Origin of the sequence: Flavobacterium sp., assembly GCF_004295795.1 — a bacterium.
In the GTDB taxonomy this organism is placed as follows: Bacteria; Bacteroidota; Bacteroidia; order Flavobacteriales; family Flavobacteriaceae; genus Flavobacterium.
In genome coordinates, this window is sequence record NZ_SEBR01000002.1 from 95716 (window position 1) to 120736 (window position 25021).

The following is a 25021-nucleotide window of genomic DNA, read 5'->3' on the forward strand; positions in this document are numbered from 1 at the left end:
GGATTGGCCTACAATCGCAGTTTTGTAAAAATTTTACAGCGAATCTGTAAGTAAACTAATCCAATCCAATATCATGAAAAAACTACAAATGTTTGGTAAATCGGCTGTCCTTTTGATGGCTTTCTCAATGGCGATCTCATGCGGAAGCGACGACGGCGGAAGCGGAACCGGCGGCGGTTCAGGTTCATTCCTACAAGCCAAAGTTGACGGGGACACGTTCAAGGCCGAAGTGATGGGACAACCGACCGTAACGGCCATCCGTCAAGGAAGTGGCGCTACCACGTTGATCCAGATTTCGGGCGCGAACGCATCCGTAAACGGAATGAACGTAATCCTTTTTGGCGTAACCGGAACGGGAACATACAACGTCGGACCAGATTCTGACAGCGTTTTGGCCTACACGACGAGTTCAAGCGCAAGTTACGACACGGGCGAATGCGACGGCGCAACCGGAACCGTTACAGTAACAGCCTTGACGGACGACAAAGTGGAAGGAACTTTCGAATTCACGGGAAAATCTGAGGAGAATGCTTGCGGTGCGAAGTCGATCACGCAAGGGAAATTCCGTGGCGTTTTTATTCAGAATTAATTTTTGGAGTATATTTTTTGAGAGCCGGGATTTTTTTCCGGCTTTTTTTTGCCATGATTTTTAGCTGTTTACTTATTCGTGCGTTCTTTGCCAAAATTTTTGACCGCGAATTTGGGAATTTCATTTTCGGTGTCGATGGAAATTCGCGAATTTGCGGTTTTAAAACGTTGCTTTTGATTCCAAGGGCAGCGTTAAATTTTTAGCGATGACCCGAGCAAGGTGAATTAGCACAAACAAAAGCAGATTTAGCCTATCAAAAATCTAACTCCTTCGGATTGCGTCGCGAGTCAAAAACCGTAGAGATAAAAACCATTTTGTTTGGTTCATCGATCCAGTAAATTATCTTGTAGCTTTTGTAAATGGAGTATCGATATTCTCGAATCCTGTCAACAAGTGCGTTTTCGCGTTGTCCGCCAAACGGATTTTTTCCAATCTCGAAAGAAGCGTCGACAATTCCGGCAACTATGTTTTCGGCCACTTGCACGCCGACGTTTGACTTATAGTAATCGAAAATGGCGGTTATTCTGTCCTGGGCAAATTCAAGCCAGTAAACGGTTAACTCCACTTCCTGATTTTAGCTTTGAGATCTGTTGCGGAAATAAATCGCCCGTTTGCAAAATCATCCTCAGATTGTTCGATATCTTTATGCAATTGCTCGTTTGTCATTGGTCTGATCTCATTATTTGCGAGGTCAGCCTTCCCTTTTTGCAGAAAAGTTTCGAGTTTGGTAATCAGTTCCTCATTTTGAATTCTGAGAAACTCTTGGATGAAAGATATTTTTCGTGCTTCCAGATTCATTTTTTATTTCAAAAATAACGAATTTTTAGTTTTCCAGTCGGTTTGAGGTTATTTTAACTATCGTCAGCAATTGCTTCCGAAGTATCAATCTTCTCTCGAAAAATTCCTTCCATCATCTGAAAAAAAATCAGGCATTTGCCGTATTCCAAAAAGCAAAACCATTCCCGACTTTCGTAAATCGAACAAAGGACAATGTTTTACCTGCTACTTTTCACGATCACAATTCTCGCGGCAGTCATCGTCATGCAGATGTTGCAGATAAAACGCGCGAGAATCGAGCACGACCAGAAAATGGAAGTCATGCGCCAAGTTATCGTACAACTGGCGTCGAATTCGGCCGAGAAGTCGCAACAACTGCAGCTTTCGCAAGATCTGATGGATAAATTGCGGTCGGCGAACGCGGTTTTGAGCCAGGATATTTCCGGTTTGGTCAATGAATTCGTCGAAACGCTCGCGTCCAATAACCTGCTCAGGTAAAGCGTGTTCCGAAATCTCTATATTGCGGTAAATTCCGTCAGGATGAATAGACTTTTACCTTTCTTTTTCGCGCTTTTCCTTATCGGATGCAAACCCGAACCGACACTTGAGAAACGCTCGTTTTCGCCAAAACAACTCGAGATCATCGCCGAATTCGGGCGCATGGGCAAAGTAGCGAAACTTCCGGTCGATTCCATGGAAATCTACGCCGTGAAAATGGAGCAACTCACCAAAGGCCAACCCGATGATTTCCTGGCGATGTCCGCTATCGCGAGAGGCGATTTCAGCATGAACAAAGGCCAATACGAACTTGGGAAAAAAAGCTTTGAGTCGGCTTTGCGCCTTACCAAAAATTCGAAAGCCGACACGCTTTATGCACGAGCTTTGACGGGAATCGGGAATTACTACAAGAATGCGGGCGACAACCCGAAAGCGCTGCAATATCTACTGTCCGGACTCAAGATTTTCGAGGCGAAGAAAGAGCGCCGCGGCATCGCATTCGGAAACAGTTGCATCGGTCAGGTTTACATGCAAAAGGATGATCCGAAGGTGGCCAAGGAACATCTCAAGAAAGCGATGGACGTGTATCGAAACCAGAAATGGCAACATTCGTACCTTTCGTCGGCACACACTTTGGCCAACATCCACGGGATGAACAACGAGTTCGACGAAGCGCTCGCGATCGACAACGACGGAATCCGCATCTGCGACAGCGCAAATCTGCCTAAAATGAAAGTTTCGTTTCTCGACAACAAAGCGATGTGTTACCTATATTCGAACCGTCTCGACAGCGCCGATCATTACTTTCGGGAGACGCTAAAACTCGATATGGTGATAGGAGACGAAAAGCAAATCGCCGACAGTTATAGCAATCTCGCGCGACTCGAACGCATGAAAGGGAATTTTGTGGCTTCGGAAAAGTATGCGTTGCAAAGTGTCGATATTCTCAAACGCGTCCACAACAACAATAATCTGGTCAAGGTTTACAGTGTTTTGTCAGAATTGTACGAAGCTTGGGGAAAACCCGTGAAAGCGCTTGAAGCCGAGAAAAAGTACGTTGAGCTTTACCGCGTGCTCATGAACGAAAAACGAGAGGAAGCGATGGCCGAATTCAAGATCGTGCACGAAACCGAGAAAAAGGAGAAGATCATCGCCCAAAACCACATCGAATTGCTGCAAAAAGAAAACGAGGTCCGCGATCGCAACAACCTTATCATATTCATCTCGCTTGTGGCCGTTTCGATCGCGCTTATAGGACTTTTGATCTACCGACAACAAAGACTTCGCAACCGCCAATTGGCGCAGGAACACGAACTCAAGACGGCGATCGCGCAAATCGAGACGCAGAATAAATTGCAGGAACAAAGGCTTGATATTTCGCGAGATCTGCACGACAATATTGGCGCACAACTCACTTTCATCATTTCGTCGGTAGACAATTTGCGTTATGCTTTCGATTTGAAAGACACCAAACTCGAACGCAAGCTCGACAGCATCAACAATTTCACGAAAGCCACGATCATCGAGCTTCGGGATACGATTTGGGCGATGAACCATTCTGAGATTTCTTTGGAAGATTTGCGCGTCAGGGTTTTCAACTTCATCGAAAAAGCCAAAGACGTCAAGGAGAACATCGATTTCAAGTTCCATATCGACAAGGAACTCGATTCGATGCGGTTTTCGTCGGTGGCCGGCATGAATTTGTACCGGACGATCCAGGAAGCCGTGAACAATGCCATCAAGTATTCAGACGCTTCGCGGATTGGGATTTTCATCGAATGTGAAAAAGACGATCTTTCGCTGAGAATCGAAGACGACGGACGCGGTTTCGAACCTGAATCTGTAGAAAAAGGAAACGGCCTGCACAATATGAAAAAACGTGTGGAAGCGCTCGGCGGCAGTTTCGACCTCAAAGCATCCCATGGAAACGGCACGCATATCTTGGTTCGGATTCCGGAAATCTGCAAGCGAAAATCATGAAGTTCTTTTTGCTGATAGTGAGTTTGATTACGGCTTTGGTTTCGGCACAAACCAAAAAGCAGATCGATTCGTTGAACGAAATCCCGTTCGAAACGCGAATCGCCAAAGCCGCAACTTTGGACAAAGCTTACCTGAAGAACGCCGAATCGGCCAAAAAAATAAAATATGAAGCCGGGGAAGCGATGTCCTACAGCAATCTTGCGCTGGTTTACAACTTCAAGGGCGAACACAACTTAAGTGTCGAAAATGCTTTCAAGGCGATCCGGCTTTTCGAGAAAATTGGCGACAAAAGCAAAGTCGCGCGAGAATACGGTGAACTGGGTTATGCGATGAAAAGGCGGAATCTCCGGAAAGCGCAATTTTACATGCTGAAAGGCAAGAAGTTGGCGGAAGCGATCCAAGACACAACTGCACTTTTGAGCATCTACAACAATTATGGCGTGATCAAGGAAATGCAGAACGACCTCGACAGCGCTTTGTATTTTTACAGAAAAGGCCTTGTCATCAAAGAAGCGATTCGCGATTCCACGGGAATTCCGTTCAGTTTGAACAACATCGCTATGGTTTATGCGATGAAAGGCAAATTCTTCGAGGCCGAACAACTTTTTACACGCGCGATGCAACTGCGGCAACTTAAGAAAGACGCTGCCGGAATAGCCGAAAATTACTCGTATTTTGGCGATTTGTATGCGATGATGAAGCTTCCCAAAAAGGCTTTGGACAACTTTGCAAAGTCGAACGAAATCGCGAATAGGAACAAATACTTCCAGCTTTTGTCGCACAATTATCAGGCGATGAGCGAAATGAAAGAGGCGTCCGGCGACAGGAACGGCGCTTTTCTCGATTACAAGAAATATGTGCAGTTCAAGGACAGTTTGCTCAACAAGGAGACGAATTCAAGGATTGCCGAACTCGAGATCCAATTCGAATCGAACGAGAAGGAAAAGCAGCTTGTGGAGCAAAAGGCCGAGTCACAACGCAAATCGAATCTACTGCTGATCCTGTCGATTTTGGTCTTGTTCGTTGCCGTGACGGGATTCCTGATTTGGCGGCAACAGCGACTCAAAAACCGTCAGATGGCGCAACAGCACGAACTCAAGACGGCGATTGCGCAAATCGAGACCCAGAATCAATTGCAGGAACAAAGGCTCGGGATTTCGCGCGATCTGCACGACAACATCGGAAGCCAGCTCACGTTCATCATTTCTTCGGTTGACAATCTCAAATATGCGTTCGATCTCAAAGACAGCAAACTCGGGACAAAACTCGACCACATCAGCGATTTCACGAAAGACACGATCGTAGAACTGCGCGACACGATTTGGGCGATGAATTCGAACGACATCACTTTCGAGGACGTCCTGACAAGGATTTCCAATTTTATCGAGAAGGCAAAATCGGCGAAAGAAACTACCGAATTCGTGATTTTTATCGACGATGAGCTAAACCGGTTGGAACTTTCGTCCGTAAATGGCATGAACATTTACAGAAGCGTTCAGGAAGCCGTGAACAACGCGATCAAGTATTCGCAAGCGTCTCAAATCAACATCAGCGTGAGGAGCGACCGCGGCAAGATCGACATCCGCGTAAGCGACAATGGAAAAGGTTTTGAAATGTCAAAGGTGAATTTGGGTAACGGAATCGCCAATATCAAAAAACGGATTCGCGACATCGGCGGTGCTTTCGAACTTGAATCTGTGGTAAACCAAGGCACGACGATCGCGATCTCTATTCCTGAAAAAGTCTTAAATAAATCCTAAAATACGTCAAATGGCGTATTGTGGAGTAGTTTGGGTTTGCGCACTTTTGTACTAAATCAGGTGAATTATGAAAACACATGACCTTGTTGTTGGATTTCGCTTTTGGAGCTTCGTAATCGTAGTCGTTGCGGTACTTGTGCTAAATTTGGCGTACGTTTTCTTTTATTGATCATTTATCGGACGCATTTCGTGTCCATTTCAGCTTTGTCTTTCGCGGACGATGCGCAATCGTAAGTCCGTCTAACCTCTTTTGTCTATCATCTATTATCTTTTCGTCTATTATCTCCACTAACTAATGAATATAAAAATCGCCATCGTAGACGACAACAATTTCCTGACCCGCGCCATCCAGGAAAAGCTTTCGTTTTTTGACGAACTTCAAGTCAAGTTCACGGCGGTAAACGGACGTGATCTGTTGGAGAAACTCGAAAGCAACCACAACATCGACTTGATTCTGATGGATATCGAGATGCCGAAAATGAACGGGGTTGAAGCGACCTCGTCGGTAAAATCGAGATATCCGCACATAAAAATCATCATGCTTACGGTTTTTGACAACGACGAGAATATCTTCAATTCGATCAAAGCCGGCGCCGACGGTTACCTGCTCAAGGAAGTCAATCCCAAAGATCTGCACCAGGGCATTCTCGAAACCCTGAACGGCGGAGCGGCGATGAATCCGTCGATTGCGTTGAAGACACTGAAATTGCTAAGGAATCCGGTTGTCGACTTCGGAAATAGGCCGGAAGCCGAAGACATCAAATTGTCGTCCCGCGAAATAGAAGTTTTGGAACAACTCAGCAAAGGCTTGAACTACAATAACATCGCCCAAAATCTTTTTCTTTCGCCAAGTACCGTTCGCAAGCACATCGAGAACATTTACACCAAACTTCAGGTGCACAACAAACTCGAGGCGATCCAGAAGGCGAAGAGCAATAATTTGATTTAAGTACCTGAGTTCCTGAGTGCGAAGTTCCTGAGTTTCTCTTTTGGACGACATTGTACGTCGTCTCTCAGTCTATTGTCTCTCAGTCTATTGTCTCTCAGTCTATTGTCTCTCGGTCTATTATCTATCCGTTTATTATCTATTATCTAAAAAAAAAACTTTTTCCCCAAATCTTGAAAAATCGCTTCCGCGGATGCGTCGTATCTTTAATAAAAACCGAGATATGACCATTCGCCGAATACTTTTCATCAGTTGTTGCCTTATCGGATTCCTTTTGGCGTATCGTTATTGCGAGTTCAAAAAGGGCGATTCTTCCACTTTGGAATCGGATACGAACCTGATCCAGCAACAAATCGTGAGTGTCGGGAAATTGGTAGTAACCGAAGGTCATTTCTCCGAAGTGCTCACGTACAAAGACCAGCAAAGTTACTTCATGAACATGCTCTCCTTCCAGAAAAAGGCGCTTTTGGTCGTGAATGCCGATGTCACTGTTTCCTATGATTTGCGTCAGATCCAATACGAAATCGACAAAAAGACCAAAACCGTGACGATTCTGAACATTCCCAAAGAAGAAATCAAGATCTCGCCTGACATCAAATTCTACGACGTCGACCAAAGTTCTATGAATCCTTTTACCGGAGACGATTACAACAAGATCAACAAGACGGTCAAAGCGAATCTGCAGAAGAAAATCGAGGCTTCGACCTTGAAATCGAATGCCAAAAACAGGCTTGTAAGCGAACTTGGCAAAGTGCTGATTGCCACGCATTCATTGGGTTGGACAGTCGTTTACCACGGCGATTCGGTCGGCTCGGAATCTGACTTCTCCAAAAAACTCTAGTACGGCATTTGTCGTATTTTTCTCATTTTAAGCCGAATACGGCAAGTGTCGTATTTCCTCCGCAAAACCTTCCGAATAGATTTGTCGCATAAACTTTCAAATCTTTAGGAATGAAAACCAGAACTTTATTTTTTAGCTTTTTCTTTATCGGATTGCTTTCGATTTTCAGCGTGAACAAAGCGGCTGCGAACAATTTGCAAATCACAGGAACGTCGGTTTCGGGAACCAACATCACATTCAACATCGCCTGGGACAATTCCTGGAACGCCAACGTCGCCCCGGCAAATTGGGACGCGGTTTGGGTTTTCGTAAAATACCAGGATTGCAACACGCGTCTTTGGGCTCACACGACTTTGAGTACGGTTGCCGGCGATCATTCGGCTGCTTCGCCTTTGATGGTTGAAACCGTTACGGACGGAAAAGGTGTTTTTATCAGAAGAAGTGCGCTCGGCGGCGGAAACGTGGGAGCGACACAAGTCACACTCAAAATGAACCTTCCGGCCGGAACTTTCAACTACAAAGTCTTCGGGATCGAGATGGTAAACGTGCCACAAGCCGCTTTCGAATTGGGCGACGGACAAAGTTCGGGCACTTTCAACAGCATCACGATCAATGCCTCGTCTCAGTCGACAGGTTTGACATCGAGCGTTTTGGGCGGAGGCGCGGTCGCTGCACCGGCCACTTTCCCAATGGGATACAATTCGTTCTATTGCATGAAATATGAGATTTCACAACTTCAATACGTGGAGTTTTTGAACGCCTTGACTTACGACCAGCAAAAAGCCCACACGGTAAACGACCCAATTTCTCCTGCCGGCACTTACGCCATGTATGGCGGTTTCGCTTACAGAAATGGCGTCAGAATCCAAACGCCGGGAAATAACGCGGCTATTCCGGCTGTTTTCGCTTGCGACGCGACTTCAGGTGTAGAAAACAATTCAGACGACGGACAAGGAACGGCCATGAACGGACTCAACTGGGGCGATTTGGCCGCTTATCTCGACTGGGCGGCTTTGCGTCCGATGACCGAAATGGAATACGAAAAAGTCACCCGCGGAACAATGCAGCGCATCGCAGGAGAATACGCTTGGGGCTCGACAGATTTGGCCAACGTAGCCAGTAACGCATTGGCAAACCAATATCTCGAAAACGAGTACATGACACCAGCCGCAAATGGACGTTGTACGCTTGGTGTAGGAACGACCAGCACGATCTACGGATCGGTTCGCGTCGGAGCTTTCGCCACCGGAACTTCGGGTCGCGCTTCATCTGGAGCTGCTTATTATGGTGCCATGGAAATGACCGGAAATGTTTGGGAACGCGTGGTTTGTCTGGCTTCGGCAGCAGGTTCGGCTTTTAACGGCACTTTGGGCGACGGTACGATCACGGCAAACGGCGATGCCAATCAAAATACATGGCCAACGGCGGCAGCTGCAACCGGAAGCGGACAACGCGGAGGCGGATGGATCGACGGTGTGGCCGCAGGAAGACTTTCCCAAAGAAACACTGGCGTAGACGCAGCCCGTTATCCAACTTACGGCGGACGTGGCGTGAGATGATCATCTGATTTGATTGTGACGGAAAATCCAGGTTTTCCCGAAGATGAATTCTAATATAAAATCAGACAGATGAAACAAATACTCAAGCATTTTTGCGCCTTTTGGCTGCTCTTGGCGGGAATTCCGGCGATGGCGCAGTACAACGGTGGCGTGGCTTCGGGCGCATCGACTTCGGTGATTTCGGCTACGAGCTGTGGTATGCCTTCGTTCTATTACGCCTATTTTGGCGGCAGCAGTGACGGCGCTTCGGTAAACGAGCTGCTCGCGACGACCTGTTCGAGTCCGGGATCGTTTTACGCTTACTTCGGAGGTTTTTCCGACGGATCGGCCGTAGACGAACTCAGCGCGACAAGTTGCGGCATTCCGCCATCGTTCTTCGCCTACATGGGAGGAACTTCCGACGGTGCCGACGTACACACGCTCGAAGCCAACACTTGCGCCTTTCCACCACAATTTTACGCCTATTTTGGCGGAAGCGGTCAAGGTTTCTCGATGGGAATCCAGGCGATTTGCCCGGTCACGCCACCAGATGCCGAGTTCACCGCAAGCACGACGACGTTGTGTCAGGGAAGTTCGGTTATTTTTACCGATACTTCGACAAACGTGCCCGCGGCCTGGAGCTGGAGTTTTCCCGGCGGAACACCATCGGTTTCTACAATCCAGAATCCGACAGTGGTTTACAACACGCCCGGAACTTACAGCGTGACGTTAGTCGCCACGAATTACAACGGATCGAACACCGAAGTGAAATCAAATTTCATAACTGTAACGGTAATTCCGGCTATACAAACGACGACTCCAAGCGAAAGATGCGGAAGCGGAACGGTCACTTTATCGGCGACGGCCAACGCGGGCACGATCAATTGGTATGCCGATGCGACAACCACGACGGTTTTGGCCACGGGAAGTTCGTTCACGACGCCATCGCTTTCGGCCACGACAACCTATTACGTCGGATCGTCTTCTGGAAGTTGTGCTTCGCCAAGAACGGCAGTCACAGCGACGATCAAACCAATCCCGACGATCACTGCCACGACTCCAAACTCGCGCTGCGGAACGGGAAGCGTAACCTTGTCGGCGACGGCATCGGCGGGAGCGATTTCCTGGTATTCACAACCTTCGGGCGGAACATCTTTAGGTTCGGGAGCGAGTTTTGCCACGCCATCGATAGCGGCCACGACGACTTATTACGTTGAGGTTTCCAACGGTGGATGCGTTTCTCCCAGGACATCGGTAATTGCAACGGTAAACCCGGTTCCGGAAATTTCTTCGGTGACTTCGGCCTCGAGATGCGGAAGCGGTTCGGTTACTTTGACAGCTTCCGGAACGGCAACCTTGAATTGGTACGGACAACAAATTGGCGGAAGCGTAATTTTCACCGGAAATTCGTTCGTAACCGGAAACTTATCCGTGACAACGACTTATTACGTCGAAGCGGCGAACGCGAATTGTTCGTCACCGAGAACGGCCGTGACAGCGACAATCAACACGATTCCGTCTATCACTTCTACCGTTTCGGGACAAAGATGTGATTCCGGTTCGGTTACTTTGTCGGCGGCGACCAACGTCGGAACCTTGAATTGGTACAACGTCGCAACGGGCGGAACGATTTTGGGTTCGGGAACGACTTTCACGACGCCATCTTTGATAAATACGACTTCTTATTTTGTCGAATCGGTAAACGGCGATTGTATTTCGGTCAGAACCGAAGTCGTCGCAACCGTGAACACAACGCCAACGGTAACTTCTACGACGCCGGCATCGCGCTGCGGAACAGGCTCGGTGACTTTACAAGCAACGGCTTCGGCGGGAACGCTTTCATGGTTCAGTTTGCCGAGCGGCGGAATTTTCCTCGGAAGCGGGACGAGTTTGGCAACGGGCAATATTTCGGCCACGACCACTTATTATGTCGAAGCCTCGAGCAACGGATGCACGTCTCCAAGAACGGCAGTAATCGCCACGATCAACGATCAGCCGACGATCACCAACACGATTCCGACTTCCCGATGCGATTTTGGTGCGCTGACTTTGACTGCGTCGGCGAGTTCGGGAACGATCAGCTGGTTCGATGTCGCCATTGGCGGAAGCGCGATTGCGACAGGTTCGAGTTTTACAACTCAGGAATTGACCGCATCGGCAACTTATTACGTAGAAACGACAAACGGAATTTGTACCTCGCCACGCATTGCTGTTACGGCTACGATTTCGCCAATAGCCGCCCCGACGGGAATCGCAAACCAGACATTTTGTACCAACGAAACTGTCGGAATGCTTGTCGTGAACGGAACAAACGTGATTTGGTATGACGCCGCGACAAACGGGAATGTCGTGCCTGACAATACGATTTTGGTTGCTGGAAACACGTACTTCGCCACGCAAACCGTCGGTTCCTGCGAAAGCGAGACGCGACTGGCCGTGACGGTTTCCCAAGGCGCTTGTCTTGGCATCCGGGACATCGTGAAAAACGAGTTGCAGGTTTATCCGAATCCGGTAAACGATTTTCTGACGGTGAGTTACACTGATGTGATCCAATCGATCCGCGTCGTGAACATGCTCGGTCAGGAATTGCAGAAACTCGATGTCAATGCAAGTGAATCCAAGGTGAATCTTTCGGGTTACGCCGCCGGAACGTATTTGATTTTCGTCGATACGCAACAAGGCACGAGAACCGTCAAGATCATCAAGCGATAAATTTTAAAGCATAGAAAAAGCCACCTGATTTGGGTGGCTTTTTTGTTTTATATCGGTATTAAATCGCGCTTTCTTTCTCGAAAATAAGTTCGAGTCCGTTGGTGATCAAATGGGCGATTTGGGGTCTTTCCACTTTGAGATTTTCCAGATGAAGCAAAACTTGTTGTTCCAGATCGGATTGGTGTAAATTGTGCAGCAATTCGACGATTTCTACCGAAAGCAACCAATCTTTTGGATGTTTGGTGCGAAGTGTTTCGAAGACCTCGGCCAGTTTTTTATCGGAATCTTTGCCCAATCGGATGTCTCTAACGGTTTTGTACAAGCCTTCGAGTTCCGATCTTTGTTCCGATTCTTTGGCTTTTATCGTTTTCGACGAAGGCACGTGCGTGATCAGGTCAAAACTCCTGACGTCGGCCGGACCCGAAAATGCCGAGACGACTTTCTTCCCTACAGCCATATCGTAAATTCCCCATTCAGGCTGGAACAAAACGTTTTCGCCGTGAGTCACCGTGCAATTCCTGAAACTGATCAGGATGATTTCGCCTTGCAGATTGCGAGAACCTGTAATGATTTCACCTGTTACCGTAATGTCGCCTTCGAATTCCAGTGTCACCATTTCGGCTTCGTAAATGTTGTAAGCCCGCAAATCACGCGGACTCATATCTTCGATGGCGAGGTTTATACCGATGAGTTTCCCGATTGGCGAACCGAAACCGTCTTTATGCGTATGCGTCGAATGCCCTACCAATTCTTTTTCGCGGTAAGAAAGTGCGGTTTTTCCGGTCGTTTGTATGTAAACCGGTTTGCCCGAATTTTCGATGACGTTGGTGAAAACACCCGAAACCTGCAAACCTGTGCTCAATTCTATCGTTCCCATCGCTTGTGAGTCGATGAGTTTTTGGATGCTCGAAAGTCCGCCGGTTCTCAAGGCCATTCCGTTCGCGAATTCTTCGAGAACCTGGCTCAGATAGGCGAAGTCTGGCGTGACATAAAGCTGCGGTTGCGGTTTTGTGATGTCGAAACTTTGGTCGGCGGCCGAGATGTCGTATGGGATTTTCCTGACTTCATCGGTCATGCACCAAGCGCTTTCGCCGATAGACGACAAAAGTCCGGCGCCGTAGATTTTCGGGTTTTCGACTTCTCCGATCAATCCGTATTCGACTGTCCACCAATGCAAATTGCGGATTCTCGCCATTTCTGACGGTTCGCCCATGTTGTTCTGCAAACCTTCCACCGCTTTTTCCGCCGATTCGATTTCGTCTTTTGGCGTTCCTTCGGCTTCTTTGAGAATCGACAAAAGTCTGATGGCTTCGTACAATTCATAATCCTTTCCCGACGAGATCGCCTTGCATCCGATTTCCCCAAAACGACGCAGATATTCGGCATACTCAGGATTTGCGATGATAGGAGCGTGGCCTGCACCTTCGTGGATGATGTCCGGAGCTGGCGTATATTCGATGTGTTCGAGTTGTCTGATATCGGATGCGATCACCAAAACGTTGTAAGCCTGGAATTCCATGAACGCGTTTGGCGGAATGAATCCGTCAACGGCCACGGCAGCCCAACCGATTTCCTTGAGGATGCGGTTCATACCGTACATATTCGGGATGTTGTCGATCTCGAGTCCGGTTTTTTGCAGTCCGTCAAGGTAAGATTCGTGGGCAACTTTCGAAAGATAGTCGACGTTCTTGCGCATGACGTAACGCCAAACGGCTTGGTTTACCGGCGTGTAATCGTCGTAATCCTGAGGCTTGATGAATTGCTTCAAATGCTTCGGAAGTCGGTCGATCAAAGGATTGCTTTCAAAATCGGTGCTCATAAAATGTTCACTTGGGTTGCGGTAAAAATACGAAATCCGCAACAGCGCCATTCAAATGAAGTCATAAAAAAACCGCGGACGTTAGGGCGACCACGGTTTTTTAAAAAAACAACAACAACAAATAAATCAAAATTCAATCAATGCTTTTTTTAGGCTGGCCGTCTCAATTCGGTGGCATTTCCGGACATCCTAAACTCGTCTCTTAAAAAGCGAAAGTACTTGGCCTCTCGCTTTGTATGTAAAAATGTTTGTAGGTTCTTACGGGTTAAACTTGTTCTCGACTGGTGTTCGATTCCTTTGTTGAAGCAAATGTAACGGCATTGCAATCAGCGGTAAAAATTTTTGAGGTAAATGGAATATTTTATGAGGTAAGAACTCCTAAAAATGTAGAATTCATCGATAAAGTGTCATTTTGAAGCAATCGATTTGGATCCTGGATGGCAGACTTAAGACCAATGGATGAGAGACAATTTCGTTTTAAAAATATTTGGGCGGAAGTTTGACCGTAAACGAAAAAAAATCCGAAACGCTCGGTTCCGGATTTTGAATTTGAATTTTCGCAAGTTACTTTTTCGCTTCTGGTGGATATTTGGCCAAAATCTTAGAAACGAACTCCTTGACGCGTTCGTCCTTTTTCTCCATGTCCTTTGTCAGCACACCTTCGCCTTCACCTTGCCAAACAAGTTCTTTCTTCTTGGCGTCGATGAGGTCGATGAAAAGCGTTCCTTCGGTGTAAGTGTTGACCGATGTGTTTCCGCCCATCATCCAAGGATTCCAGCCCCAACCCCAGCCGTAACCCCAACCGGAATTGAAAGTGTTCACGTCGACTTTTTGGCGCGCTTTGGTGAAAATATTCACGAGCAGATCAGGATTTTCGCTTTTGGTAAAGCCTTTTGCCGTCATGGCTTCTTCGATCGAGCGCATGATTCGTTTTTTGTCGAGATCGGAAATTTCAACCTTGTCGATTCCCGGCTTGAAAAAAGCGTAGGTCTTGTACTGGCTGAAATTCGCGGTTTTGTCGTAATCGGTATGGACTTTTACCGAAGAACAAGAGCCGGCGATAAACAACACCAGCAAAAGTGGAAGCATTTTTATAGTTTTCATAGCAGATAATTTACAGTTCAAACGAACATCGACAATCGCCATGAACGGCCGTCAAATGTTCTCGAGCAATTGGTCGTCGACGAAGTTCGGAAGCGTCACTTTGAGCAAAGGTTCGTGTTCCATCGCACGTTTTATGGCGAAGATCGCTTCGTCGTTTCTCGCCCAACTTCTTCTGGAAATTCCGTTGTTGACATCCCAGAAAAGCATGGATTTCAGGCGTTTGGACGCGGCTTCGGAACCATCAAGAACCATGCCGAATCCGCCGTTTATGACCTCGCCCCAACCGACGCCGCCGCCGTTGTGAATACTTACCCAAGTCGCGCCCCGAAAGCTGTCCCCGATGACGTTTTGGATGGCCATATCGGCGGTGAACCGCGAGCCGTCGTAAATGTTCGAAGTCTCGCGATAAGGCGAATCTGTTCCAGAAACGTCGTGGTGATCGCGTCCCAGAACGATCTGTCCGATTTCTGCTTTGGCGATTGCCTGGTTGAAAGCTTCGGCGATTTTGGTGCGTCCGTCGGCGTCGGCGTATAAGATTCTGGCCTGTGATCCTACGACGAGTTTGTTTTGTTGAGCGCCTTTTATCCAGCGGATGTTGTCCTCCATCTGTTGTCTGATTTCCGATGGAGCGGTTTTGGCCATTTCCTCGAGAACCGACAACGCAATCGCATCGGTTTTCTCCAGATCTTCGGGCTTGCAAGACGTGCAAACCCATCGGAAAGGTCCGAATCCGTAATCGAAACACATCGGACCCAAAATATCCTGAACGTAACTCGGATACTTGAAATCGATTCCGTTTTCGGCAAAAATATCGGCTCCGGCTCTCGAACATTCTAGCAAAAAAGCGTTTCCGTAATCGAAAAAATACGTGCCTTTTGCCGTGTGTTTGTTGACGGCAGCGGCGTGTCTGCGAAGCGATTCCTGCACTTTTTCCTTGAACAGATCAGGGTTTTCGGCCATCATTTTCTTGGCCTGCTCAAAATCGACATCGACCGGATAATAGCCGCCGGCCCAAGGATTGTGAAGCGAAGTCTGATCGGAACCCAAATCGATGTACAAATCTTCTGAATCGAACTTTTCCCAAACCTCGACGACATTTCCTTCGTAAGCGATAGAAACGGTTTCTTTATTGGCTTTCGCCGACTTGACGCGGGAAACGAGTTCGTCGATATTCGAGATTTTCTCGTCGACCCAACCTTGGGAATGGCGCACGTCTACAGCTTTTGGATTCACTTCGGCGCAGACTGTAATCACTCCGGCAATGTTTCCGGCTTTGGGTTGCGCACCGCTCATGCCACCAAGACCGGACGTTACGAACAATTTTCCTGAAAGATCTTCGCCGTTTTTGGCAATTTTTCGTCCGGCGTTCATTACTGTGATCGTTGTTCCATGCACGATGCCTTGCGGGCCGATGTACATGTAGCTTCCGGCGGTCATTTGCCCATATTGCGTGACGCCGAGCGCGTTGAATTTTTCCCAATCGTCGGGTTTGGAGTAATTTGGAATCATCATTCCGTTTGTGACGACAACTCTCGGCGCTTCGGAATGCGACGGAAAAAGTCCCATCGGATGGCCCGAATACATCACAAGTGTTTGCTCGTTCGTCATTTCGGACAAATATTTCATCGTGAGCAGATATTGCGCCCAATTCGAGAAGACCGCACCATTTCCGCCATAGGTTATCAACTCGTGCGGATGTTGCGCAACGGCATAATCGAGATTGTTCTGGATCATGAGCATGATGGCTTTGGCCTGATCGCTTTTTCCGGGATAATCCGAGAGCGGACGCGCCTTCATCTCATAATCGGGACGAAGCCTGTACATGTAGATCCGTCCGTAAGTGTTGAGTTCTTCGAGGAATTCCCTGGCGAGAACCGCGTGATCCTTTTTGTCGAAATACCGAAGTGCATTGCGAAGTGCGAGTTTTTTCTCTTCGTCAGACAAAATGTCCTTGCGTTTGGGCGCGTGGTTGATTTGCGGTTCGTAAGGTTTCGGATTTGGCAAAACCGATGGAATGCCTTGTGAAATCTGCTCTTGGAATGTCATTTTTTTGGGAATGTATTCGTGTTTTTGTCGTATCCGTACGGACAGTGTCGGCAACCGCTTCTGCAACAATGACCGCGCTTGAGGTGAAATTTTTCGGTGAAGACCTTCCAGCCTTCGGGCGTTAGATAATAGTCTTCGCCTTCTATGAGTTTATTTGCCTCGTTTTGCCCGTCCATTAGCGACAAATTTAGGATATTTGAAACAATGAAGGTAATCGTTGCGAACTATTTAATTCCGAAAGGATTTGTGGGAATCACATTGTGGCCTTTCGTGATTTTGGCGTCCCATGCGCTCAAACACGACGAAACGGTCGTTCGACATGAGAAAATCCATCTGAAGCAACAACTCGAACTGCTCGTGCTTCCGTTTTTTGTTTGGTATGGATTGGAATTCGTTTTTCGTTTGATGCAATTCCGAAATCGCAAACTGGCTTACCGGAATATTTGCTTCGAACGCGAAGCTTATGCCAATGAAAAAAGCCCGGACTATTTGCAGTCGCGGGCTTTTTGGAGTTTTTTGAAGTATTTGTGATTTATTTTTTTGGTTTCTCTCCCGATTTTTGTTTGGACATAGGAACTGCATTTTCGCCTTGTGTTTCGGCATAAGTCTTGAATCCCGGTGGAAGTGGCGTCTGTTTGAAATTTCGCTTCCTTTCTTCCTGGAATTGTACGTTTTCATTGTAGTCGATTGGCGGCGGCGGTGCGTACTGGCCATATTGTCTTGTGTCGCCTCCGCCCCAAGTTGGGTCATTCCCGAATCTGTGATCCTGGAAATTGACTCTTTTTGCCATGATTCTGTAGGAAAAAGAAATGTTCGATGTTCCGCCGTTCTTTTCTTTCACGACAAATCCATCTTTTCCGGGAACGACATATAAGCCATTGGATTCGCCTTCTTCCTGTAAAAAGACACTCATTGGATGTTTGTCGTCGATCACGATCGTTTCGAGAAAAAGCGGGTCAATTTTGACTTCGACAGTTCCATTTACGAGTCGTGCTCTTCCAATATCCTCAAACCAAACGCCCGGAGTTTCCGTGACGTAAAGCAGTTGATTGCCTTTGCTTGTGCCGACACTGGCCGATTTGGTTCCGTTTACAACTGCGTGATTTCCGTTGAAATAGCCGCTGAAGTTGCCGTTGTTGGCTCTCCATCCGATTACCGCAATGTCGTTGTTGCCTGCCGGGACGCTTCCTCCGAACGCGATTCCCATTAAGCCGATTCCCCATGCGGCTCCGTTGTAATTTCCCTGAACACCGATTTGTCGGTTTCCAAATCCTGATCCGGAATATCCGGAAACACCGATGCGAATGCCGTTTGTTCCAGTTCCGGAATAATTGCCCGTCACACCCGCGACCGTTCCTGTTGCAGTTGGCGTTCCGTAGTTGATGCCGTAAACACCGGAGCCCACGTTTCCGTAGCTTGCGCCCTCGATCGCCGAATACGTAGTGGCGGCATTCGAGACTTCGCCGTAAATTCCGGCTCCTTGTGTAATTGCATTATAGCCGTTAAGCCCGTAATAATATGTTCCATTGGATGTGACAGTGAATAAATCTACACCCGCCGGAGCTATCGTGTTTATGCCGACTTGTCCCGTTGCGAGGATTCTCATTCTTTCCGCCGCGCTGGTCGAAAAGCCAAGCGCATTGGCCGCCGGACTCCAAAAACCCGCGGCGGGGCTTCCGTTGAACGAATAAAACGGCAGCGCCGCTGTTCCGCCCGTCATGGCATGAACTTGTGCGGCATTCGGGATTCTCAACCGCTCTTGGCCGCCAGTTGCCAGTCCTATTGCTGACGTGACAGGCATGAACATTCCGGTGTTTGTGCTGTTCGTCCAGCTGTAACTCGGCCCGTTTACCGATCCGGCCCCGTAGGATTGCAGCGTTCCCAGGGTATTGCTGATATTGAAACGATCAGTAGCGGCAGTTTTAAATCGCAAATCCTGTGCATCGTTCGTTCCTACGAAATTCGTTCCCGCAGTCGTCCCGGAATTGCCAAGCAACGCCCATTGGTTCGTCGCTCCATTTCCGATCTCTACCCAAGCTGCTCCATTCCAGTAATAGAATCCCGGAGAAACAGTGTTTGGAGCCGCTCCGGCTGTGGCAGTATTGTATACGAGAAGCGATACGGCTGCTCCGGTTACTGGTGCGACCGCGTTTTTGGCCGTGAGTGCTACTCTTGGAATAAGTATTCCTTTGGTTGTAGCATTTACGTCCAAAATGGCGGATGCGTCTGCGGTTGTTCCTATTCCAACATTTCCATTCGCCTGTACGCGGACCCTTTCGGCTCCGCCAGTTGTCACGGCAAGGGCGTCTGCGCCAGGACTGAAAAGACCTGTATTTGTGTCGCCTTGATAGGAATAATTTGGAGTTCCTGCCGTTCCCAGTGAATAGGATTGGAGTTGTCCGTTATTTGTGTTCGAAATGTTCCAACGATCGTTGCCTTGTGTGCGGATTCGCAAATCCTGCGCATCGGTCGTTCCGACGAAATTCGTTCCCGGCGTCGTACCTGCATTTCCCAGAAGCGCCCATTGGTTTGAAATCGAACTTCCGATCTCGACCCAGGCCGCGCCATTCCAATAGTAAAAGCCGGGAACTACATTATTTGGTGCAATTCCTGTCGTGGCCGTGTTCCAGACCAAAGTTCCATTGACCAGTCCGCCTCCTTGCGGATTCACTACCGGAGCAGCGACGATTTTGGACGCCAATGCCACGCGAGGTACGAGCATGCCGTTAGTTCCCGAAGAAACGTCGAGAGCAGCCTGGGGCGTCGTGGTTCCGACCCCGATCTGGGCGCTCAAAGCGCATGTGGACATAAATACTATCAATGTCCAGAAAGTAGAAATCTTCTGCATAACCTGTTTTATTTGTTTGAGTTAAAATAAAAGCACGTCGTACGAGAAGTTTTTCATCAGATTTGCCGACGAATGACGTCGAAATTCGATGAAGGTAAAAATTGGGGCAGTGCAGAAGAAAATGTAGTGGAAGATACTGATTTTTAATAACTAATACTTACTTTAGTGAAAATTTTCACCTATGAAAAGGACAATTACGATTTTAGCATTATTGTTGTCGGCCGGATTGTGTGCCCAATTGTACGTAAGTCCAAACAGCTATGTCTATTCGAATGATCAGTTCATTTATGTAAGACAAGGTGTCAATCTGCAAAATAACGGCAATCTATATCTTAGAAACGGCTCCCAGTTGCTTCAGGGTGTCAATGGCGCTTCTACCAATGCCGGTGCGGGAAAACTTTCGGTTTTTCAGGAAGGCACTGTCGATAATTTCGAGTACAATTACTGGTGTTCTCCTGTAGGAAATTCTTCTGCAACAGTCGGGAATGAGAACTTTGGAATTACGATGCTGAACCAACCTACGGGCTTGATCACGAGTAATCCGGCGACCATTCTCGCGCCAAACAATACGAACGGGCAATCCAATCCGCTTGCTATTTCGCAATATTGGATATACAAATTCATAACGTCAAACAACTATTCGCAATGGGTTGCCGTCAATGCGGCTTCGACGCTTGGCGCGGGTCAGGGCTTTACAATGAAAGGCACTGCCGGTACTGACGGAACGACTGTCCAGGGCGTGCAAAACAACCCGGGAGCGAATCAGCGCTATGATTTTCGCGGCAAACCGAATGACGGCAATATCAACATCAGCGTCGCAACCGATCAGTGGACACTCACCGGAAATCCGTATCCATCGGCGATAAATCTTTCGCAGTTTTTGTGGGATGCGACAAGTTCTACCGGAATCGCTTATTTCTGGGAACAGGACAAAACGTTGAACACGCATTTGCTCGTCGGATACTCCGGCGGTTACGGGGCTTACTCTCCGGTAACGCAAAACGGACCGGGAATTTACGTTCCTGCGGTTTTCTACAAATACGACATCACGGGAACATTGATTCCGGGTCCAACGGGCACCGGAGGAAGTTATTCAAGATATTTTTCGCCGGTAGGACAAGGTTTCATGATAGTAGGAAGCGCCAATGGAACGGTCACGATGCGCAACCAATACCGCGTTTTCCAAAAAGAAGCGCCGTCGTTGTCGCAATTCGAAAGGCCTGCGAATCTTGGCGGACTTTCAACTACTTCAACTCAAAACGGCTATCTGCCAGAAATACCGAATGTGGCCGGCTTCGATTACACGACCGTAAGTACTGCGCCAGTGCCTCAAATCCGTTTGTCGGCTAAGGTCGGGCACGGAGTCAGAAGCTTGGTGTTGGGCTTTGATCCGGCGGCGACCGATGGAGTCGATCACGCCATGGACGCGGCTTCGGGCGATTCAAATGCAGTTGACATGTTTTTTGCGATGCCTGGAGGCGAATATCTGATTTCAGTAATCGATTTCAACATCAATAAAACAGTTCCGCTAGGGCTTAGGAACAATGCCCAGGCCACTTTCCAGATCACGATGAACGAAATGATCAATTTCAGTGGTGCACAACACGTTTATGTGCACGACAAGTTGAACGGAACATATTTCGAGATCACGAACGCGGTATACGAAGTGACGATGCCTGCCGGAACAAACGTCGATCGTTTCGAGCTTACCTTTACGGAAAATGCACTCGGAACGCCAACCTTGAACGCAAACAGCTTCACGATCGTTCAGGACAACCCGAAACAACAGATCAAGATTTCCAACCCGAACCATTTTGAGATCAAGGACGTTTTCGTTTACGACATGAACGGACGGATGGTGATGAGCAAATCGAAACTCGGAGCGCTGGGCGAATACCAATTCCCAAGCGACGGCTTGAGCGAGGCAGTTTATATCGTCAAGGTCGTAACGGCCGACAATCGCGACATAGGGCAAAAGATATCGGTTTTCAGGACCAACAATTAACAGAAAGCAGCTTACGGGCTGCTTTTTTTATGGGTATTTTTGGCGCGTGAGCCTGAATCAGCAAATACGAAGTTTTTCAGATGTGCAACTTTTCGTCAAGCGCGAAGACTTACTGCACGAGACGATTTCCGGAAACAAATTCCGAAAGCTCAAGTACAATCTCGAACAGGCGAAATTGCAAGGCAAGAAAACATTGCTCACTTTTGGAGGCGCGTTTTCGAATCATATCGCGGCAGTTGCATCGGCGGGAAACGAATTCGGTTTTGAAACTGTCGGAATCATTCGCGGAGACGAACTTGAATCGAAAATTTCCGAAAATCCGACACTTGCATCCGCGCAGGCGCAAGGCATGAAATTCGAGTTTATCAACAGGGAAATTTATCGCAGTAAAGACGAACCAGCGTTTCTCGAGTCACTGAAATCGAGGTTCGGCGACATTTACATTTTGCCTGAAGGCGGGACGAACGCGCTCGCGGTAAAAGGCTGTGAAGAAATTCTGACGGGCGAAGATCTTGAGTTTGACTATATTTGCTGCGCTGTCGGAACGGGCGGAACGCTTGCGGGTTTGATAAATGCTTCGGATGAGAGGCAGCGAATTATCGGGTTTTCATCGTTGAAGGGCGTTTCAGAATTTGATCCGATAGTCGAATTTGCGAACAAAGACAATTGGGAAATCACGTCCGATTATCATTTTGGCGGATACGGAAAAGTCAATTCGGAACTCATCGATTTCATAAATCGGTTTGCCACCGAAAATAAAATGCAGCTCGACCCCGTTTATACTGGGAAGATGCTTTTCGGAATCGAGGATCTCATCGCAAAAGGTCGTTTCGAATCCGGCTCCAGAATTCTCGCTATCCACACCGGCGGACTCCAGGGAATTCCAGGAATGAACAAAAGATTGAAGAATAAAAACCTACATATTATTGAACATGGCTAAGAAAATCCTGTTTCTTTTAACCATTTTACTGTTGGCGAGCTGCGGATCGAAAAAACAAACCACAAGTTCACGCCCTGTCTACCGCAAAGGTCAAAGTACGGTGCAAACCCGCAAGCCACGCACGACAAGACCCGTGACGCGCACGCCTGAAAATACAAGAACCAATTCTGGATCAGGAAGCGAGACGCAAACACTCGAAGCGGTTTCGCGGGTCAAGGTCACAAATGACATGATTTATGCTTACATCGACCGCTATAAAGGCGTCGCTCAAGGCAATATGTCGCAGTACGGCATTCCGGCGAGCATCATTTTGGCTCAGGGAATTCTGGAATCCGGAGCGGGAACCGGCGCGCTCAGCACATCGGCGAACAATCACTTCGGAATCAAATGCCACAAGGATTGGACAGGCGAAAGTGTAAGGCACGACGACGATTCGGCACAAGAGTGTTTCCGAAAATATTCCGATCCATCTGAATCTTATCGCGATCACGCGCTTTTCTTAACCGGAAGAAGCCGTTATGCCGCACTTTTCGAACTCGACAAAGACGATTACAAAGGGTGGGCGAGAGGTTTGAAAGCGGCCGGTTACGCAACAGATCCGAAATATCCGGACAAACTCATCGGTTTGATCGAAAGGTTTGAACTGACAAGGCACGATGCGGTCGTTTTGGGACGTGATTATGTCGCGCCGCCAAGACAGGTCGCTCCGGTAATGCCTGTATCGACTTCGAACTCTATTGCAGACAATTCCGAAGGCTACTACACGGTTTCCAAAGGCGACACTTTGTACTCGATTTCCAAAAAATTCAATCTTTCGGTCGACGAACTCAAGCGCTTGAACAGCTTGGCAGACAACGCCATTTCGATAGGCCAGAATCTCAAAATAAAATAAAATGCTTTACCAACGTAGCAGCCAACTTTTTTTAGAGGCTGAACAGGTTATTCCCGGCGGAGTGAATTCTCCGGTTCGGGCTTTTCGCGCTGTTGGCGGGAATCCGATTTTCATGAAAAGTGCTAAAGGCGCTTATTTGACAGATGAAGACGGACGCACTTACATCGACTACATCAATTCCTGGGGACCGACTTTGCTTGGGCACGCGTTCCAGCCCGTGGTTGATGCCATCATAGAAAAAACCAAACTTGGAACCTCTTTCGGCACCCCGACGGAACTCGAAACCAAAATCGCGAAATTGGCGGTGAGCATGGTTCCGAATATCGATAAGATACGGTTCGTGAATTCCGGAACCGAAGCTTGTATGAGCGCGGTAAGACTCGCTCGCGGCTTCACTAAACGAGACAAGATCATCAAGTTTTCGGGTTGTTACCACGGGCATTCGGATTCGTTCCTGATCGCGGCCGGAAGCGGTGCGATCACATTCGGGACTCCAAATAGTCCAGGCGTAACGGCTGGAACGGCAAAAGATACGATTTTAGCGCGTTACAACGACTTGGAAAACGTTTCGGACATCATTTCGCAGAATCCGGATGAAATCGCCTGCATCATCATCGAACCGGTTGCGGGAAACATGGGCTGCATTCCGCCGAAAGCAGAATTTTTGCAAGGAATGAGAAAATTGTGCGACGAAAACGGAATCCTGTTGGTGTTCGACGAAGTCATGACGGGTTTCCGATTGGCGAAAGGCGGGGCGCAACAACTGTTCGGAATCAAAGCCGATATCGTCTGTTTCGGGAAAGTAATTGGCGGCGGACTGCCAGTTGGCGCGTTTGCAGCCAGAACTGAAATCATGGATTATCTAGCTCCGATCGGGCCGGTTTACCAAGCCGGGACGTTGTCCGGAAATCCGTTGGCAATGGCCGCGGGTTATGCGATGTTGCAGGCAATCGACGAAGACCCGGAATTGTTCGCGCGCTTGGAGCAAAAAACGGCATATCTCGAGAACGGACTTCGGAAAGTATTGTCTGAAAATGGAATCGAATACACCATAAATCGCGTCGGGTCTATGATTTCGGTTCACTTTGATGCCAACCCGGTTCATGATTTCCAATCGGCGGCAAAAGGCGACAACGAAAGTTTCAAAAAGTTCTTCCACGGACTTTTGGAAAAAGGCGTCTACATCGCGCCATCGGCTTACGAAACCTGGTTTTTGTGCGACGCCTTGACTTACGAAGATCTCGACAAGACGATTCAGGCTGCAGGCGAAGTTGCCCAAACGCTGTAAAATCGGAAACTTATAAAAACAAAAATCCCGCCATGAAAGCGGGATTTTTTATTTCGGATGAACTTGGATCAGTGCGTCAATTTTGCCCAAAGCTCTTTGTTGGCCTGCAACTTCTGTAGCTGGTTTCCGTCGATGCTTCCTTCGATCTTTTTCTCCATGATTACAGAAATCTCTTTCTTTTTCCCGGCAGAAACGTTTGGATCTGCAAGCATTTCGTGCTTGGATTGGAAAAGTCTCGTGAAATTCTCAAGATCAGTGCTTGTCAGTTTGAGATAATCCACAAGTTCGACAGCTTCTTGGCGACCTTTCGATTGTGGAGAGGTTTTCTTGTCCTGAGCCTGTGCGCTTACCGTAAAAGCAAGCATGAAAGCGAAAACAGCGATTATTTTTTTCATTTTGGAATTTGGTTTTTTGTGAAAAATAGATTCCAAATCTAAC

21 protein-coding genes are annotated in these 25021 nt (G+C 47.9%); 13 read left to right on the plus strand and 8 right to left on the minus strand.

Going from position 1 to position 25021, the window contains the following annotated elements; translation table 11 throughout:
• Positions 1-73 precede the first annotated feature (73 nt).
• Complete coding sequence (locus EOO49_RS01585) at positions 74-589, plus strand: DUF6252 family protein (RefSeq protein WP_290842132.1); 516 nt, start codon at positions 74-76, stop codon at positions 587-589.
• Positions 590-842: 253 nt separating this feature from the next.
• Here EOO49_RS01585 and EOO49_RS01590 read toward each other — a convergent pair whose 3' ends face one another.
• Positions 843-1154, minus strand: coding sequence for a type II toxin-antitoxin system RelE/ParE family toxin (locus EOO49_RS01590; RefSeq protein WP_290842133.1), 312 nt, complete (start codon positions 1152-1154; stop codon positions 843-845).
• Positions 1145-1387 (minus strand): hypothetical protein, encoded by a 243-nt coding sequence (locus tag EOO49_RS01595; protein WP_290842134.1) that lies wholly within the window; start codon positions 1385-1387, stop codon positions 1145-1147. Before EOO49_RS01595 ends, EOO49_RS01590 begins: the two co-directional genes overlap by 10 nt.
• Positions 1388-1579: 192 nt before the next feature.
• Here EOO49_RS01595 and EOO49_RS01600 point away from each other — a divergent pair, with 192 nt between their 5' ends.
• From EOO49_RS01600 to EOO49_RS01630, 7 genes are all read left to right on the plus strand, one after another.
• Entirely contained in the window at positions 1580-1864 is a 285-nt protein-coding gene (locus tag EOO49_RS01600; protein ID WP_290842135.1) for a hypothetical protein, read from the plus strand.
• A 42-nt stretch (positions 1865-1906) separates the two neighbouring features.
• Positions 1907-3844 (plus strand): tetratricopeptide repeat protein, encoded by a 1938-nt coding sequence (locus EOO49_RS01605; RefSeq protein ID WP_290842136.1) that lies wholly within the window; start codon positions 1907-1909, stop codon positions 3842-3844.
• Positions 3841-5604, plus strand: a complete 1764-nt coding sequence (locus tag EOO49_RS01610) for a sensor histidine kinase (RefSeq protein ID WP_290842137.1) — start codon at positions 3841-3843, stop codon at positions 5602-5604. Before EOO49_RS01605 ends, EOO49_RS01610 begins: the two co-directional genes overlap by 4 nt.
• 295 nt (positions 5605-5899) lie before the next feature.
• A complete protein-coding gene (locus EOO49_RS01615; RefSeq protein ID WP_290842138.1) occupies positions 5900-6553 on the plus strand; it encodes a response regulator transcription factor in 654 nt (217 codons plus the stop codon).
• A gap of 220 nt (positions 6554-6773) precedes the next feature.
• Positions 6774-7391: a DUF4230 domain-containing protein gene (locus EOO49_RS01620; protein ID WP_290842139.1), complete on the plus strand. Its 618-nt coding sequence runs from the start codon at positions 6774-6776 to the stop codon at positions 7389-7391.
• 110 nt (positions 7392-7501) lie between these two features.
• On the plus strand, positions 7502-8950 hold the full coding sequence (locus EOO49_RS01625; protein WP_290842140.1) for an SUMF1/EgtB/PvdO family nonheme iron enzyme: 1449 nt from the start codon (positions 7502-7504) through the stop codon (positions 8948-8950).
• A gap of 69 nt (positions 8951-9019) precedes the next feature.
• The gene (locus tag EOO49_RS01630; RefSeq protein WP_290842141.1) at positions 9020-11641 is read left to right on the plus strand and encodes a PKD domain-containing protein; all 2622 of its coding nucleotides are present in this window, start codon (positions 9020-9022) and stop codon (positions 11639-11641) included.
• Positions 11642-11699: 58 nt separating this feature from the next.
• Here the strand turns inward: EOO49_RS01630 and EOO49_RS01635 are convergent, their stop codons facing one another.
• The 4 genes from EOO49_RS01635 to EOO49_RS01650 all read right to left on the minus strand — a co-directional run bounded on the left by EOO49_RS01635 (position 11700) and on the right by EOO49_RS01650 (position 16786).
• Positions 11700-13460 (minus strand): aromatic amino acid hydroxylase, encoded by a 1761-nt coding sequence (locus EOO49_RS01635; protein ID WP_290842142.1) that lies wholly within the window; start codon positions 13458-13460, stop codon positions 11700-11702.
• A gap of 564 nt (positions 13461-14024) precedes the next feature.
• Entirely contained in the window at positions 14025-14564 is a 540-nt protein-coding gene (locus EOO49_RS01640) for a DUF4136 domain-containing protein (protein ID WP_290842143.1), read from the minus strand.
• Between the two features lie 51 nt (positions 14565-14615).
• Positions 14616-16610, minus strand: coding sequence for a urocanate hydratase (locus EOO49_RS01645; protein ID WP_290842144.1), 1995 nt, complete (start codon positions 16608-16610; stop codon positions 14616-14618).
• Positions 16607-16786, minus strand: coding sequence for a DUF5522 domain-containing protein (locus EOO49_RS01650; RefSeq protein WP_290842145.1), 180 nt, complete (start codon positions 16784-16786; stop codon positions 16607-16609). The genes EOO49_RS01645 and EOO49_RS01650 overlap by 4 nt, the downstream gene beginning before the upstream one ends.
• A 28-nt stretch (positions 16787-16814) precedes the next feature.
• Between EOO49_RS01650 and EOO49_RS01655 the strand changes: the two genes are divergently transcribed.
• The gene (locus EOO49_RS01655; RefSeq protein WP_290842146.1) at positions 16815-17141 is read left to right on the plus strand and encodes a hypothetical protein; all 327 of its coding nucleotides are present in this window, start codon (positions 16815-16817) and stop codon (positions 17139-17141) included.
• A gap of 1 nt (position 17142) precedes the next feature.
• Here the strand turns inward: EOO49_RS01655 and EOO49_RS01660 are convergent, their stop codons facing one another.
• Positions 17143-19458, minus strand: a complete 2316-nt coding sequence (locus EOO49_RS01660) for a hypothetical protein (protein ID WP_290842147.1) — start codon at positions 19456-19458, stop codon at positions 17143-17145.
• 181 nt (positions 19459-19639) lie between these two features.
• Between EOO49_RS01660 and EOO49_RS01665 the strand changes: the two genes are divergently transcribed.
• Genes EOO49_RS01665 through hemL form a run of 4 tightly spaced genes read left to right on the plus strand, consistent with a single transcriptional unit; the run spans position 19640 to position 24583 of the window.
• The gene (locus EOO49_RS01665; RefSeq protein ID WP_290842148.1) at positions 19640-21463 is read left to right on the plus strand and encodes a T9SS type A sorting domain-containing protein; all 1824 of its coding nucleotides are present in this window, start codon (positions 19640-19642) and stop codon (positions 21461-21463) included.
• Positions 21464-21515: 52 nt separating this feature from the next.
• Entirely contained in the window at positions 21516-22403 is an 888-nt protein-coding gene (locus tag EOO49_RS01670) for a 1-aminocyclopropane-1-carboxylate deaminase/D-cysteine desulfhydrase (protein ID WP_290842390.1), read from the plus strand.
• Positions 22396-23295, plus strand: a complete 900-nt coding sequence (locus EOO49_RS01675; protein ID WP_290842149.1) for a glucosaminidase domain-containing protein — start codon at positions 22396-22398, stop codon at positions 23293-23295. The genes EOO49_RS01670 and EOO49_RS01675 overlap by 8 nt, the downstream gene beginning before the upstream one ends.
• A 1-nt stretch (position 23296) precedes the next feature.
• Complete coding sequence (hemL, locus tag EOO49_RS01680; protein ID WP_290842150.1) at positions 23297-24583, plus strand: glutamate-1-semialdehyde 2,1-aminomutase; 1287 nt, start codon at positions 23297-23299, stop codon at positions 24581-24583.
• A 68-nt stretch (positions 24584-24651) separates the two neighbouring features.
• On the opposite strand, the gene EOO49_RS01685 is transcribed toward hemL, so the two are convergent.
• The gene (locus tag EOO49_RS01685; protein ID WP_290842151.1) at positions 24652-24978 is read right to left on the minus strand and encodes a hypothetical protein; all 327 of its coding nucleotides are present in this window, start codon (positions 24976-24978) and stop codon (positions 24652-24654) included.
• Positions 24979-25021 lie beyond the last annotated feature (43 nt).

What these genes read in the sequence shown, in the direction of transcription:
- EOO49_RS01665 (WP_290842148.1), top strand. Translation starts at nt 19,640, where the DNA reads ATGAAAAGGACAATTACGATTTTAGCATTATTGTTGTCGGCCGGATTG.
- EOO49_RS01595 (WP_290842134.1), bottom strand. Translation starts at nt 1,387, where the DNA reads ATGAATCTGGAAGCACGAAAAATATCTTTCATCCAAGAGTTTCTCAGA.
- EOO49_RS01585 (WP_290842132.1), top strand. Translation starts at nt 74, where the DNA reads ATGAAAAAACTACAAATGTTTGGTAAATCGGCTGTCCTTTTGATGGCT.
- EOO49_RS01640 (WP_290842143.1), bottom strand. Translation starts at nt 14,564, where the DNA reads ATGAAAACTATAAAAATGCTTCCACTTTTGCTGGTGTTGTTTATCGCC.
- EOO49_RS01600 (WP_290842135.1), top strand. Translation starts at nt 1,580, where the DNA reads ATGTTTTACCTGCTACTTTTCACGATCACAATTCTCGCGGCAGTCATC.
- EOO49_RS01655 (WP_290842146.1), top strand. Translation starts at nt 16,815, where the DNA reads ATGAAGGTAATCGTTGCGAACTATTTAATTCCGAAAGGATTTGTGGGA.
- hemL (WP_290842150.1), top strand. Translation starts at nt 23,297, where the DNA reads ATGCTTTACCAACGTAGCAGCCAACTTTTTTTAGAGGCTGAACAGGTT.
- EOO49_RS01630 (WP_290842141.1), top strand. Translation starts at nt 9,020, where the DNA reads ATGAAACAAATACTCAAGCATTTTTGCGCCTTTTGGCTGCTCTTGGCG.
- EOO49_RS01645 (WP_290842144.1), bottom strand. Translation starts at nt 16,610, where the DNA reads ATGACATTCCAAGAGCAGATTTCACAAGGCATTCCATCGGTTTTGCCA.
- EOO49_RS01635 (WP_290842142.1), bottom strand. Translation starts at nt 13,460, where the DNA reads ATGAGCACCGATTTTGAAAGCAATCCTTTGATCGACCGACTTCCGAAG.
- EOO49_RS01625 (WP_290842140.1), top strand. Translation starts at nt 7,502, where the DNA reads ATGAAAACCAGAACTTTATTTTTTAGCTTTTTCTTTATCGGATTGCTT.
- EOO49_RS01615 (WP_290842138.1), top strand. Translation starts at nt 5,900, where the DNA reads ATGAATATAAAAATCGCCATCGTAGACGACAACAATTTCCTGACCCGC.
- EOO49_RS01610 (WP_290842137.1), top strand. Translation starts at nt 3,841, where the DNA reads ATGAAGTTCTTTTTGCTGATAGTGAGTTTGATTACGGCTTTGGTTTCG.
- EOO49_RS01685 (WP_290842151.1), bottom strand. Translation starts at nt 24,978, where the DNA reads ATGAAAAAAATAATCGCTGTTTTCGCTTTCATGCTTGCTTTTACGGTA.
- EOO49_RS01675 (WP_290842149.1), top strand. Translation starts at nt 22,396, where the DNA reads ATGGCTAAGAAAATCCTGTTTCTTTTAACCATTTTACTGTTGGCGAGC.
- EOO49_RS01605 (WP_290842136.1), top strand. Translation starts at nt 1,907, where the DNA reads ATGAATAGACTTTTACCTTTCTTTTTCGCGCTTTTCCTTATCGGATGC.
- EOO49_RS01660 (WP_290842147.1), bottom strand. Translation starts at nt 19,458, where the DNA reads ATGCAGAAGATTTCTACTTTCTGGACATTGATAGTATTTATGTCCACA.
- EOO49_RS01650 (WP_290842145.1), bottom strand. Translation starts at nt 16,786, where the DNA reads ATGGACGGGCAAAACGAGGCAAATAAACTCATAGAAGGCGAAGACTAT.
- EOO49_RS01620 (WP_290842139.1), top strand. Translation starts at nt 6,774, where the DNA reads ATGACCATTCGCCGAATACTTTTCATCAGTTGTTGCCTTATCGGATTC.